The sequence below is a fragment of the Streptomyces sp. TLI_185 genome (assembly GCF_003814765.1).
Lineage (GTDB): Bacteria > Actinomycetota > Actinomycetes > Streptomycetales > Streptomycetaceae > Streptomyces.
Genome location: NZ_RKRB01000001.1, coordinates 3,152,573 through 3,165,255, shown reverse-complemented (window position 1 = coordinate 3,165,255; position 12,683 = coordinate 3,152,573). Strand labels below are relative to the sequence as shown.

The following is a 12,683-nucleotide window of genomic DNA, read 5'->3' as shown; positions in this document are numbered from 1 at the left end:
ACGGAACGGCAATCTGCCGTCAGCAGAGGATCAGCCGTCGGTGCACGGTCAACGGCCGGTCGGGGGCGTGTACTTGTACCCGACCCGCCGCACCGTCTGGATCGTCCCGCGGTGCTCGGCGCCCAGCTTGCGGCGCAGCCGGGCGATGTGGACGTCGACGGTGCGGCCGTCGCCCACATGGCCGTATCCCCACACCGTGGTGACCAGCTGGTCGCGGGTGTGCACCCGGTGCGGATGCGCGACGAGATGCGCGAGCAGCTCGAACTCCAGGTAGGTGAGGTCGAGTTCGCGCCCGTCCACCTCGGCGGTGCGCTGTACGGAGTCGATCCGGACGAGTGCGTCGTCGGTGGCGGCATGAACGCCGGTCTCGGCGATGTGGGGTCGGTCGGCCGGGATGAGGACGAGGTACCCGACCATCGGCGGCTGCCCTGGCAGCGTGGGCAGGGTGTGCTGGGGTGCGGGCAACCAGGTGGCGCCCGGCGGCAGGAACTCCGCGACGTCGATCACCTCGTCGGGGTCGACGGCCCGCAGCCGGTGCCGGGCAGGGGAGGTGACGGGGACAGAGGACAGAGAACGAGTGGTCGCCATGAGAGGTCAGCTCTTTCGCGCGAGAGATTCGTCTGGGGACGTACGTCGTGCGCGCTGGCCGAAGGCCGGGTGTACGGCTTTAGAGGGCCGGCGCGTTCATCGCGCGGCAACACACCCGGTCGAAGTCGTGATGCTGACGGGAAGGCCAGAAGGGCTCCAGGTCATGGCGACCCGTAGCGAGGGACTTCCGGAAGCTGGCCATGGACCCATTGAAGCAGATGAGCCGCCTGTGCAGGAGCCTGCTCTCACTCCTCGGACGACGGTGAACGCACAAGGGGCGCCCGCCAAGACGGCGGACGCCCCTCATGGAAGCCACTGGTCGGATCAGACCTGGCCGGCCTTCTCCAGCGCGGAGCAGCACGTGTCGACGAGCAGCCGCGTCACGACGTACGGGTCGACGTTGGCGTTGGGACGGCGGTCCTCGATGTAGCCCTTGCCGTCCTTCTCGACCTGCCACGGGATACGGACCGAGGCGCCGCGGTTGGAGACGCCGTAGGAGTACTCGTTCCACGGGGCGGTCTCGTGCAGACCGGTCAGGCGGTCGTCGATGCCGGCGCCGTAGTTCTTGACGTGGTCGAGCGGCTTGGAGCCCTCGCCCAGCGACTCGGCGGCGGTGATGATCGCGTCGTAGCTCTCGCGCATCGCCTTGGTGGAGAAGTTGGTGTGCGCGCCGGCGCCGTTCCAGTCGCCCTTCACCGGCTTCGGGTCCAGCGTCGCGGCGACGCCGAAGTCCTCGGCGGTGCGGTAGAGCAGCCAGCGGGCGACCCACAGGTGGTCGGAGACCTCCAGCGGGGAGACCGGGCCGACCTGGAACTCCCACTGGCCGGGCATGACCTCGGCGTTGATGCCGGAGATGGCGAGACCGGCCGCGAGGCAGTTCTCCAGGTGGGCCTCGACGATGTCACGGCCGAAGATCTCGTCGGCGCCGACACCGCAGTAGTAGCCGCCCTGCGGGGCCGGGAAGCCGCCCTTGGGGAAGCCGAGCGGGTAGCCGTCCTGGAAGAAGGTGTACTCCTGCTCGATGCCGAAGATCGGCTCCTGAGCGGCGAACTTCTCGGCGACCTCGGTCAGCGCGGCACGGGTGTTGGACTCGTGCGGCGTCATGTCGATGTTGAGGACCTCGCACAGGACGAGGACGTCGTCGCCGCCGCGGATCGGGTCCGGGCAGGTGAAGACCGGCTTGAGGACACGGTCCGAGGAGTGGCCCTCGGCCTGGTTCGTGGAGGACCCGTCGAAGCCCCAGATCGGCAGCGCGTCCAGACCGGCGGGCTCACCCGTCATGATCTTCGTCTTGGAACGGAGCTTGGCGGTCGGCTGGGTGCCGTCGATCCAGATGTACTCAGCCTTGAAGGTCACGGGCCACTTCCTTCGGGGATGTGTCTACGCACTTGCGGGTGCTGCGGCGCTGCGGCACTGGGGCGCCGCGGTGGATGCCCGCGAGCCTGTCAACAGGCGATTTCCCGGCCATTGCTCGAGTGTGAACCCCGTGTTACCTGGCGGTGGTGTGGCGCGATTCACGGTGTGAGGGCGGGCGGGGCACAGCAAGTCGACAGGTCGACGCGGTCCGCGCGCGTGGACGGCCCGTCCTACGGCGGCTCGTATGCGATGGGGTTTGCGCAGGAGGCCGGACGGTCAGCCTTCGGCCGCGGCCGCGTCCCGTACTCCGGCCAGGAACCCCTTGATCGCGGCCACCTCCCGCTCGTCGTACCCCTGCAGCAGCTCCACCGTCTGCTCGATCAGCGGCCCGAAGAAGGACCACCCGAGCTCCACGGCCCGTTCGGCCACCTCGATCACGACCTTGCGCCGGTCCCGTGGGTCGCGGACCCGCCGCGCATGCCCGGCCCGCTCCAGCCGGTCGACCAGAGCGGTGGTCCCCGCCGAGTTCAGTCCGAGCGCGGTCCCGAGCCGCCCGGCCGTCATCTCCTCACCCGCGCGGGAGGCGTCCATGAGGGCGATCAGGGCGCGTACGTCCGTGGGGTGCATGCCGTTGCGGGACGCGAACCGGGCGCTGTGCAGGGCGAGTTCGACGGTCGCCGCACGCAGCAGGTGGACGACCTCCATCCCGGGGCCCTGGGGGTTCGGCACGGGCTGCCTCCGACTAGTATCTCGTTCACCGAGTATCTCGCTGAACGAGATAATAAGGGAGGTTCGGGTGCCTGCTCGCAGCGCCTACGACATGGACGGCTTCCTCGCCGCGTACGACAAGGTCATGGCCAAGTGGCCCGCCGAGCGCGAGGCGGTGACCGTCCCCACGCCCTTCGGGACGACGTACGTCAACATGTGCGGCCCAGTGCACGCGCCCGCGGTCGTCCTGCTCCCGGGCGGCGGGGGAGCCACCTCCGCCGGCTGGTACGCCCAGGCCGCCGATCTGGCCCGTACCCACCGCGTGTTCGCCGTCGACCTCCCCGGCTGCGCGGGCCGCGGCACCGAGGCCGGCGACCGTCACCCCCGTACGGTCGCCGACCTGGTGGTCTGGCTGGACGCGGTCCTGGGCGACCTCGGCCTGGAGGAGACGGACCTGGGCGGGCATTCGTACGGCGGCTGGATCGCCCTGCACTACGCGCTGCACGCACGCGCACGCATACGCCGCCTCTTCCTCATGGACCCCACCCAGTGCTTCGCCGGATACCGGCCCGCGTACCTCCTGCACGCCCTGCCGCTGCTGCTGCGGCCCACGCCCGGCCGGGTCCGTGCCTTGCTGGAGTGGGAGACCGGGGGAGCACCCCTCGACCCTGACTGGCTCCGCCTCCAGGAGGCGGCCACCGGCTTCCCCTCCGTCGCGAAGCCGGTGGCCGGTCCGCGCCCGGCGCCGCAAGCGCTGCGCGGGCTGGACATGCCGGTCCTGCTGCTCCTGGCCGGGAACAGCAGGACACATGACACGTACGAGGTGGCGGCGAAGGCGAGTGGGCTACTGCCGCGCGCGGAGACAGTCGTGGTCCCCGACGTCTCCCACCACGCGCTGCCGCAGTCCGCACCCGCCGGACTCGGCCGCCGCCTCACCGAGTTCTTGAGCCCCTGAGCCTCACCCCACCTTCTCGATCAGTGCACGGCGGATCAGGAACTTGCCGGGCTCCCGTACCTGTTCGAAGGCCGCGTTGTTGAGCAGGGCGCAACTGCCGGAGACCGAGGTGACCTTCACCGTCGTGGACTTGTTGTTGTCCAGGTTGGTGACCTTCAGCGTCGTCCCCACCGGGAACTGGTTGCTGGAGGCGGCAGGCGCGCCGCCCTCGCCGGAGAGGGTGACGGTGGAGCCGTTGCACACCTGCTGACCCGAGGCGGCAGCGCCACCACCCGCGTTCCCGTTCGCGTTTCCCGCGGGTGCCGAGGCCGCCTGCGAGGGCTGCGCGCCCCCCGCCTGCCGGCCGCCCGCCTGCTGTCCCGCACCGTTCTGCGCCGGCTGCGTCGCCTGGGAGTCCTGAGCCGACTCCCCAACGGTGCAACCTGACGCCTTCTGCTGGACCTTGATCTGTGCGATGACCGCCTCGCGGTTGGCGATCCGGGCCGCGGACTGGGCGTCGGGAGCGGCCTTCTGCCCGTCGATGAACTTCTGGTTGTTGCCGAGGGCGGTGGCGAGCCCCTGGCACACGTTCGAGTCCGCGGCCGACAGGGTCTTGGCCTGGGGACTCTGCGCGGCGTTCGAGGTGCTCGCCATGACGAAGGCCCCGCCTCCCGCCACCGCCGCCGCGCTCACCAGCAGCGCGATCTTCTTCTTCGTACCGAGACTTCTCCTACGCGACATGCGCGCCTCCTGCGAGGTAGGGGAGCGTACGCCGCTATGTACGAGATACCGAACGAAGTTACTCAGCGGTTACAGGAGTCACTGAAGTAACGTACGTCACAGGGAAGTTGAAGCCGGCTCACAGCGCCAACCCCGCTCCCTCCTGCCGGGCCTAGCGCGACAGGGCGTCCCGCACGGCCTCGTCGGTGCGGCCGACCACCGCGGTGCCGTCGTCGGCGGTGATGATCGGGCGCTGGATCAGCTTGGGGTGCTCGGCGAGCGCCTTGATCCAGCGTGCGCGCGAGGAGTCGTCCCGCGGCCACTCCTTCAGCCCGAGCTCCTTGGCGTCGGCCTCCTGAGTGCGGGTGATGTCCCACGGTTCGAGGCCGAGACGGTCGAGTGCGTCCCTGATCTCGTCCTCGGTCGGTACGTCCTCCAGGTAGCGACGGACGGTGTAGTCGGCGCCCTCGGCGTCGAGCAGGCTGATGGCGCTGCGGCACTTCGAACATGCGGGGTTGATCCAGATCTCCATGGGGTCAAAGGTACCCCTGAGGTCCCCTCAAAGCGCCTGTGGCCAGGGCCTTTTGTCAGTGCCGGGCGGTACACTAGAAGAAGTGTTCGAGGGTGTTGGGGGGTGCCGAAACCCCCGTTCATTCCCACACCCTCACCGCGACAGGAGGATGCCTGTGCCCGCTGCCGCACTGAAGCCGAAGCCGACCCAGTCCACCGCCAAGCACCCCGTCCTGCTCGACCTGCCCTACGCCCCCGTGGAGAAGCGCCCGCTGCCGCCGGGCCGTCCGCGCGAGTGGTACGTCACGCACAACCGCCGCCTGAAGGCGATGCGGCTCGCCATCGCCCTGCTCGACAGGGGGGTGTACGTACCGAACCAGGCCCGCAACGAGACGATTCGGAGCACGGCCGAACTGATCGGCGTCCACCCGCCGTCGGACACGACGTGCCACATGGTGCGGGCGCTGATGCGGTATTCGCGGTGAGTGTGGTGCCGGGCGCCCCTGCTTGCGGGGGTGCCCGGCACGTGTGTTGCCCGCTGCTGGGGGGCGCCGCCCCCAGACCCCCGCTTCGGCCCTGAAGGGGCCTCGTCCTCAAACTCCGGACGGGCTGGGGGGTGCCGCCAACTCCTTCTCCAGCGGCGTCCGGAACCGGGGCGTCACCTTCGTGGCGACCACCCACCCCTGCAGCCGCGCCGCCTCGGCCGCGATCGCCGCCTCGGCCTCGCGGCCCACACCGTCCGTGTCGAGCAGCCGCCAGACGATCTCACCGTCGGGATGCTGAGCCCATCCGCCCACCACCCGACCGTTCCACCACACCGTCGGCCCCACATTGCCGCTGTAGTCGAACAGTGACGGCCGCAGCTCCGGCGCCAGGTACCAGTCCCGCTCCCGCCACCCCATCGCCGTCGGATCCAGCGCGGGCAGCAGCGCCGCCCACGGCCGGTCCGGGCCCGCCACCGGCTCGACGTCGCCGTCGACGACGTAGCCCGTGCCCTCGTCCAGCGACACCGCCTGTGCGCCGATCGCCGTCAGCGCGCGCCGGACGTCCGTGACCTTCCAGCCCGTCCACCACTTCAGATCCGCCTCCGTGGCGGGCCCGCATGCCGCGAGCCAGCGGCCGAGCAGCACCGACTGCGCCTCGGCCACGTCGAGTTCGGGGTGCGGCGGGGCCACGGCCCAGCGGAACTGGCTGGACGTCCACGAGCCGAGCGGCCGCCCCCGTACGACCTTCCCCTCCACGCCCAGCACCCTCAGCAGCCGGGTCGAAACGGTGTGCACGCCCTCGTAGCTCTTCCCGGCCGCGTACACGAACTGCTCTCTCAAACGCGGTTCGTCCTCGGCGAGTTCGGCCGCGGTCGCCTGTCCGCGCCGCGCCAGGGCCGCCAACGCCGACTCCTCGACGTCCTTCAGCCAGGCCGCATCCGGCGCCCCGGCCTTCGCCATGTCCTTGAGCAGCGAGGCCCGCTCCCGCCCGGCGACCGTGAGCCCGGTCGAGGCGTGCACGACGGCGGTGAGGTCCGCCGGGAACACGAACACCGTGTGCCGCATGCCGTGCATCCGCACCAGTGACCGGTCCGTGTACAGCGCCCGCTCGGTCTCCGGCACCGTCCGCGCCGCGTCCGTGAGCCGCGCGCCCACGGCCAGATGCACCGTCGCCGGGTCCGACCCGTGCAGCGCCACCAGCGTGGCGGCGACCTCCTCCGGACTGTCCGCCCACGCCTCCGGAGCCAGCCGCTGCCGCAACGCAAGCCGCGCCCGCCGCTCCGCCGCCCCGATGTACCGCCCACCGCCACCCATCCCGGCCTCCCCGTCACACCATCCGTGCCCTCATCCTGCAACAGAGCACTGACAACCGACGGCTCCCCACCCCCGGGGCACCCCCCTCGCAACAACCCGCCCCCAACCCCTGACCCACGACCCGGCCCAGGTCTTCGCTCCCTTCCCCGCACCGCCCACGGGCCTGCTCTCCCACCGGCCGGGGCTTGCTCTTCCAGCCCGTCCGGCGTTTGAGGACGAGGCCGTTCAGGCCGATAGCTGGGGTCTGGGGGCGCAGCCCCCAGGGTCGGGACGGGAAGGGGCGGCGGGGGCGAGAAAGCCTGTAGCGCGTGCGTCCGATCCCGTGGCTGTGCCGAGCGCCGCCGGCCCCGCGGCCGAGCCGGGAGCCCCGGCGACGAGCTCGCGCCGCCGGTCTCGAAGCTGTGCCGCGGGTCCTGCGCGTGACCCGCGGGGCGCCTGCTCCGCACCCCCCCGTCACCCGATCGCCTCCCCCCGCATGCGCACGCCCCCGCCCCCGCCTTCACTGCGATCAGGAGGCGATGGAAGGCGACCGCACCGGAGGCGTGATGGGCAGGCGCGGCGTGGGGCGAGGGATGTCACGCGGCATACGGCGGTGGCAGCAATGAGCACGCCAGTCGCCCGCGCCGAACGGGGGAAGGCTGCCCGTCGGCGGGTGGCGCGTTCCGCGCATGCCGGGTGGGTTCCGCCCGTCGACCGGGCCGACCCCGTTGCCGTACTGGAGCGGCAGGGACGTGACCGGCTGCCGGAGCTGCTGCCGATCCGGTACGGCAGGATGGCCGCGTCGCCGTTCGCGTTTCTGCGGGGGTCGGCCGCCGTGATGGCCGCCGACCTCGCGTCCCGGCCGCACACCGGGCTGACCGTGCAACTGTGCGGCGACGCCCACCTGCTGAACTTCGGTCTGTACGCCTCCCCGGAGCGGGCACTTCTCTTCGATCTGAATGACTTCGACGAGACGTTCCCCGGGCCCTTCGAGTGGGATGTCGAGCGGCTGGCCGCCTCCGTCGCCGTGGCCGGGCGGGCGAACGGGCACGCCGAGGCCAAGGTGCGGCGCGCGGCGCTGGAGGCGGTGGCCGCGTATCGGACTGCCATGCGGCGGCTGGCCCGGCGGGGCGAGCTCGCCGTCTGGTACGAGCGCATCGACGCCGACAGCCTGCTGCCCCTCGTCCGCTCCGCGAGCCGCCGCAGACATGTCGCCTCCAGCCTCACCCGGGCCCGCCGCCGCACCAGCCTGCAGGCCCTCGGCAGGCTCACCGAGGTGGTCGACGGGCGCCGCCGGATCATCCACGACCCGCCGCTCCTCGAACCCGCCGGCGCCTCCGACATGGCCTCCCTGCGCAAGATCTTCAGCGACTACCGTTCCACCCTCCCCGAGGAGCGCCGCCTGCTCCTGGACCGCTACCGCTTCGTGGACGCCGCCCGCAAGGTCGTCGGCGTGGGCAGCGTCGGCCTGCGCTGCTTCGTCGTACTGCTGACGGGACGGGATCAGAGCGATTCCCTGTTCCTGCAGATCAAGGAGGCCCGGAAGTCCATTTGGGAGGAACATCTGCCGCACGGCCCGTACGTCCATCCAGGGCATCGCGTCGTCGCAGGTCAGCGGCTGCTGCAGGAGGCGAGCGACATCTTCCTGGGGTGGATGAGCGGGCCGCAGGGCCGCGCCTTCTACTGGCGGCAGCTGCGCGACATGAAGGGCTCCGCGGACGTGGCCGGCATGAGGCCGGCGGATCTGCTCGGATACGCCCGCCTCTGCGGCACCGCCCTGGCCCGCGCGCACGCCCGCTCCGGCGACCGCATCGCCATCGCCGCCTACCTCGGCGGCGCCGACACCTTCGAGCAGGCCGTCGCCGACTTCGCCCTCGCCTACGCCGACCAGACCGCCGCGGACCACGCAGCCCTGGGCGCGGCGGTCGCCGCAGGCGTGGTCGCAGCGGCCCCCGAGGCGTGACCACACCCCGGCATCAACGGCGGTCCTGGTCGCCGGTCGAACTGCGCTCGCTGATCGAACAGGCCACCCACGAGCGGCGCGCCCTGCGGGTCGACGGCCCCCTTCACCGACGTCACGGTCGCCACGCAGCTCAAGGCCGAGAACTCCCGTCCCCCAACGAGGAGTTGGAGGCCACCAATGAGGAGCGAGAAGCTGCGCGACACCGTCCAGCACTGCGTCGGAACCGGCAGGCGGGGAGCGCCGCTGCCCGTGCCGGCCGCCAACCGCCCGGCCGGCAGCGTACGCTTCCGGTATGGCCACCGGAGGTGCGGCTGCGGACCTCATGGCTTCCGCCGAGCGGAAGGCCGTCGTGGCGCGCGCCCGCCACGAGTCCGAGTCCGATGCCGCCGAGCAGCATGAACTGCTCGCCGGTCAGGCTCCCACCGAGTACCGGGCTGGGTACCGGCGGATGGCCGAGGTCCACCGGTCGACTGCGGCCCGCCACTTGACCGCGGCCCGGCTGCAGGACGACTACGTGGCACGGCTCAGCAGCTGGTCGCGTGAGCGGGGTGCTCCGGAGCCGCTGTTCAGGTCGGGAGTCGCGGCGGCCTGCGGTACCACCAGCGCCGCCGTCACCCTGGTCGGAGCGACCCTCGACCAGCTCGCTCTGGCCGCCTCCGACGAACCGGCCCGCGCCGCCCAGGAGCTGGAATTCCTGCTAGGAGAGGGCCCGGCCCGGGATGCCGCCTGCCTGGTCCGCCCGGTGACGGCGGCCGGCTCGGCGCTGCTCGACCGCCGGCCCGGGTACGGGCCCGCGGTGGCCGGCCTGGGCATCGGCACGGTGGCCGCCGTACCGCTCAGCCTGTCCGGCACCTGCGTCGGCGCCCTCGCGGTCTTCGATCCCGTACGGGGCGTCACCGACCCGGACACCTTCGCCGAGGTTGCCGAGGCACTGACCCGCTCGATGATCCTCGGCGTGGACGGCGATCCCGGTATGTACGGCACCACCGACCTGCGCGCCAAGGTGCACCAGGCCTCGCGCATGGTCTGCGTGCACCTCGGCTGCCCGGTGACCGACGCACTGGAACTGGTCAAGGCCCACGCGTTTGCCGAGGGCGTCTCCGCGCACTCCGTGGCGGAGCGCATCCTCCGCGGCGAGCTGCGTCTCTGCTGAGGCGGGGAAGACGCCGGGGGCGGACAGGGAAGACTGCGGACACGGTTCGCGACCGGTGATCCTGGAAGCGAATCGATGCGAGGCGAAGGGAAAGGCGAGCTGATGAGCACGGTGTCCCCGTCGCAGCAGCGGCTGGCAGAGGCGTTCGTAGACCTGGCGGCCTGCCCGGTCACGGAGGCCTCCGATCCGACCGGGCTCCTCGCGGCCCTCGCCGCGCATGGAACCGAACTGCTCGGCGGCTGCGCCGCGGTCGTGCTGTACGCCCCCGACGACCCTGCCCGTGCCGAGGTGGCCGGCACCGGAGAGGAGCGGCTGCGCCTGGTGCGCGACGCCGTCACCTGGGGCGAGGGGCCGGGGCCGGAAGCCCGCCGCACCGGCCGCCCGGTGCCGGAGACCGCCCTCGACGGCGACCGGGCCCGCCGGGACTGGCCGCGATACGCACGCCGGGCCCGGGCGCTGGGCTACGGCAGGGTCGCCGCGCTGCCCCTGCGCGCCGGCGAGGACACCATGGGCGCCCTGGTGTTGCTGGGCCCCGGCAGCACCCCGCTGCCTCACGAGCTCCTGGCGCTGGGCCAGGCCCTCGCCGACGCCGCCGGCTGGAGCCTGGAGCGGGAGCGCCGGCTGCGCGAGACCCGGGCCCTGGCCGACCAGCTGGGCCAGGCGCTGACCAGCCGTATCGTCATCGAACAGGCGAAGGGCACCCTCGCGGCCCGGCACTCCATCACGGTCGACGAGGCCTTCCGCGTCCTGCGCTCCCACGCCCGCTCCCACCGCCGCCGTCTGACGGAGGTGGCCCGCGAGGTGGTGGAACGGAAGCTGGACCTGTCGGCGGACTGAGAGCCGGTGCAGCCGGAAAACAGGATGCACGCCCGGTGACCGTCTCCCTACGCTGGACATGCGTTGCGGAGCTGCCCACCACCGCTTTCCGCAGGACAGGCATCACCCTGCGGACTCGGGGCTACTCTCTACGCACCGACGGACGGACGCCCATCCCCCAGCGCCCCGTCGGGACGACAAACGATCACCGCTCACTCATCCACGCCCACACGGAGGCCCGTCATGGGCACCATCGTCATAGCCGGGACCGCCGTCCTGGTGCTCTTAGGATTCGGAAACCACGTCTGGTGGCTGGCCGCGGTCGCCGTGCTCTTCCTGTACACGCAGTACGGGCGGAGCGGCACCAAGGGCGGCTCCGCCTCGCAGTCCTCGCAGTCGTCGGGGGGATCCTCGTCGGGGTCGATGCCCGCCACGTACCAGGCCTACCGCAAGCGCCGTGACATGCAGGCCAAGTGGGAGCGCCGCTACGCTCGCGAGCGTCCCCTGGAGTCGCGCCGCCAGGAGCGCCAGAAGAGCAAGTGAGGCGACGTGAACCGCTGGTAGGCGCCGGTCACAGTCCCGGCGCGCCCCACACCGGGAACCAGCGGCTCAGGTCCTGCTCCATCCGCAGGTCGTCGGCGAGCGCCGCCTTCACCTGCAGTTCCAGCGCGTTGTCGCGCCGCTGCCCACCGCCGGGCAGCGGCGCGAACGGGTAGAACGTGCCGCGCTTGTAGAGATAGACCAGCGCGATCCGCCGGCCGCCCTCGCCCTGGAAACCGGCCAGGGAGCACAGCAGTTGCGGCCCGAAGCCGTTGACCTCCATCGAGCTGTTCACCGCGTGCAGATCGTTGACCAGCTCGGACAGCCCGCCGGGGGAGCGGCGGGAGACCAGCCAGGAGTAGCCGTACTCGTCCTGGCTGAGCTCCACCGGCGGACCGTCCCGGTCGGCGTCCGCGTCCAGCAGGGCCTGGACCTCCCGGTGCGTCTGCTCGAAGGCCCCGCCCTCGACCGTCGCGAAGCACACCGCACCCGTGCCGGTCGGTGTGAAACCGGCCGCGGCCTCGAGGGTCACGGCCGCAGATGGCAGCGCGAAGAGCTGGTCGAGATCGGGCAGGACCGGTTTCGTCCGGCCGAGCAGGATGTCCAGGAGCCCCATGTCACCCCTTTCCGGGTGTTGCCGCCTCACCCAACTCGGCGGAGATCCGCCCCAGTTGGTCGAGCCGCTGCTCCAGGCTCGGGTGGGTGGAGAAGAACCGCTCGATGCCGGGCTCCTTGCCGGTGGCGGGGGTGAAGTAGAAGGCGTTGAAGGCCTGCGCAGTACGCAGATCCTTGGTCGGGATCCGCGCGATGTCGCCGGAGACCTTGGTCAGCGCGGAGGCCAGCGCCGAGGGCCGCCCGGTGAGCAGCGCCGCCGCCCGGTCCGCGGCCAGCTCCCGGTACCTCGACAGTGCCCTGATCAGCAGGAAGCTGATCGCGTACACGGCCGCCGACACGCCCATCACGGCGGCGAAGACGGCAGCGGTGTTCTGGTCCCGGCGCCCGCCGCCGAACAGCTGCGAGTAGAAGGCGAACCGTACGATCAGGCCCGCGATCACGCCGAGGAACGACGCGATGGTGATCACGGCGACATCCTTGTGCGCCACGTGCGACAGCTCGTGTGCGAGCACGCCCTCCAGCTCCGCGGGCTCCAGCCGCCGCAGCAGCCCGGTCGTCACACACACCACCGCATGGTCGGGATTGCGCCCGGTCGCGAACGCGTTCGGCATGTCCATCTCGGAGACGGCCACCACCGGCTTGGGCATGTCGGCGATGGCGCACAGCCGGTCGACCACCGCGTGCAGCTCGGGATACTCCTCGCGCTCCACGACCCGCCCGCGCATGGCGAACATCGCGATCCGGTCGGAGAACCAGAACTGGGCGACGAACATCGCCCCCACCAGCACCACGACCAGCAGCCACGACTTCAGCAACACGATCAACGCGGCCACGAAGGCCACGTACAGCAACCCGAGCAGGAACATCGTGACCGTCATCCGCACGGTCAACCGCCGGTCGCTCCGGAAGCGGCTCTGCATCTGCCTCACCCCGCAGTCAGGCACTCGTCCCGCTGTCCAGTGTGCACCCGGCCAGACCCATGAAGTGGTTCCGATCGGCCCT

General features: G+C 71.6%; 14 protein-coding genes. 6 read left to right on the top strand and 8 right to left on the bottom strand.

Annotated features, from left to right (window positions below; translation table 11 throughout):
* Positions 1-48: 48 nt before the first annotated feature.
* From EDD92_RS14400 to EDD92_RS14390, 3 genes are all read right to left on the bottom strand, one after another.
* The gene (locus EDD92_RS14400; RefSeq protein ID WP_123964678.1) at positions 49-588 is read right to left on the bottom strand and encodes a winged helix-turn-helix domain-containing protein; all 540 of its coding nucleotides are present in this window, start codon (positions 586-588) and stop codon (positions 49-51) included.
* A 324-nt stretch (positions 589-912) separates the two neighbouring features.
* A complete protein-coding gene (gene glnII / locus EDD92_RS14395; protein ID WP_123964677.1) occupies positions 913-1,944 on the bottom strand; it encodes a glutamine synthetase in 1,032 nt (343 codons plus the stop codon).
* A gap of 276 nt (positions 1,945-2,220) precedes the next feature.
* Positions 2,221-2,649: a MarR family transcriptional regulator gene (locus tag EDD92_RS14390; RefSeq protein ID WP_123970391.1), complete on the bottom strand. Its 429-nt coding sequence runs from the start codon at positions 2,647-2,649 to the stop codon at positions 2,221-2,223.
* 91 nt (positions 2,650-2,740) lie between these two features.
* On the opposite strand from EDD92_RS14390, the gene EDD92_RS14385 reads away from it, so the two are divergent.
* On the top strand, positions 2,741-3,607 hold the full coding sequence (locus tag EDD92_RS14385; RefSeq protein ID WP_399182868.1) for an alpha/beta fold hydrolase: 867 nt from the start codon (positions 2,741-2,743) through the stop codon (positions 3,605-3,607).
* A 3-nt stretch (positions 3,608-3,610) separates the two neighbouring features.
* Here the strand turns inward: EDD92_RS14385 and EDD92_RS14380 are convergent, their stop codons facing one another.
* Both EDD92_RS14380 and EDD92_RS14375 read right to left on the bottom strand, forming a co-directional pair.
* Positions 3,611-4,327 carry a hypothetical protein gene (locus EDD92_RS14380; protein WP_123964676.1) on the bottom strand — a complete coding sequence of 239 codons (717 nt, stop codon included), beginning with the start codon at positions 4,325-4,327 and terminating at the stop codon, positions 3,611-3,613.
* A gap of 151 nt (positions 4,328-4,478) precedes the next feature.
* Positions 4,479-4,838 carry an arsenate reductase family protein gene (locus EDD92_RS14375; RefSeq protein WP_123964675.1) on the bottom strand — a complete coding sequence of 120 codons (360 nt, stop codon included), beginning with the start codon at positions 4,836-4,838 and terminating at the stop codon, positions 4,479-4,481.
* A 154-nt stretch (positions 4,839-4,992) separates the two neighbouring features.
* Between EDD92_RS14375 and EDD92_RS14370 the strand changes: the two genes are divergently transcribed.
* Complete coding sequence (locus tag EDD92_RS14370) at positions 4,993-5,301, top strand: hypothetical protein (protein ID WP_099928355.1); 309 nt, start codon at positions 4,993-4,995, stop codon at positions 5,299-5,301.
* A 108-nt stretch (positions 5,302-5,409) separates the two neighbouring features.
* Here EDD92_RS14370 and EDD92_RS14365 read toward each other — a convergent pair whose 3' ends face one another.
* Positions 5,410-6,615 carry a winged helix DNA-binding domain-containing protein gene (locus EDD92_RS14365; protein WP_123964674.1) on the bottom strand — a complete coding sequence of 402 codons (1,206 nt, stop codon included), beginning with the start codon at positions 6,613-6,615 and terminating at the stop codon, positions 5,410-5,412.
* Positions 6,616-7,216: 601 nt separating this feature from the next.
* Between EDD92_RS14365 and EDD92_RS14360 the strand changes: the two genes are divergently transcribed.
* From EDD92_RS14360 to EDD92_RS14345, 4 genes are all read left to right on the top strand, one after another.
* Entirely contained in the window at positions 7,217-8,557 is a 1,341-nt protein-coding gene (locus EDD92_RS14360; protein WP_123964673.1) for a DUF2252 domain-containing protein, read from the top strand.
* A 292-nt stretch (positions 8,558-8,849) separates the two neighbouring features.
* Entirely contained in the window at positions 8,850-9,710 is an 861-nt protein-coding gene (locus tag EDD92_RS14355) for a GAF domain-containing protein (protein WP_123964672.1), read from the top strand.
* 102 nt (positions 9,711-9,812) lie between these two features.
* Positions 9,813-10,547: a GAF and ANTAR domain-containing protein gene (locus EDD92_RS14350; protein ID WP_123964671.1), complete on the top strand. Its 735-nt coding sequence runs from the start codon at positions 9,813-9,815 to the stop codon at positions 10,545-10,547.
* Positions 10,548-10,769: 222 nt separating this feature from the next.
* On the top strand, positions 10,770-11,069 hold the full coding sequence (locus EDD92_RS14345) for a hypothetical protein (RefSeq protein WP_123964670.1): 300 nt from the start codon (positions 10,770-10,772) through the stop codon (positions 11,067-11,069).
* 28 nt (positions 11,070-11,097) lie between these two features.
* Here the strand turns inward: EDD92_RS14345 and EDD92_RS14340 are convergent, their stop codons facing one another.
* Positions 11,098-11,682 carry a PspA-associated protein PspAB gene (locus EDD92_RS14340; protein WP_123964669.1) on the bottom strand — a complete coding sequence of 195 codons (585 nt, stop codon included), beginning with the start codon at positions 11,680-11,682 and terminating at the stop codon, positions 11,098-11,100.
* A gap of 1 nt (position 11,683) precedes the next feature.
* Positions 11,684-12,601 (bottom strand): zinc metalloprotease HtpX, encoded by a 918-nt coding sequence (htpX, locus tag EDD92_RS14335; RefSeq protein ID WP_123964668.1) that lies wholly within the window; start codon positions 12,599-12,601, stop codon positions 11,684-11,686.
* Positions 12,602-12,683 lie beyond the last annotated feature (82 nt).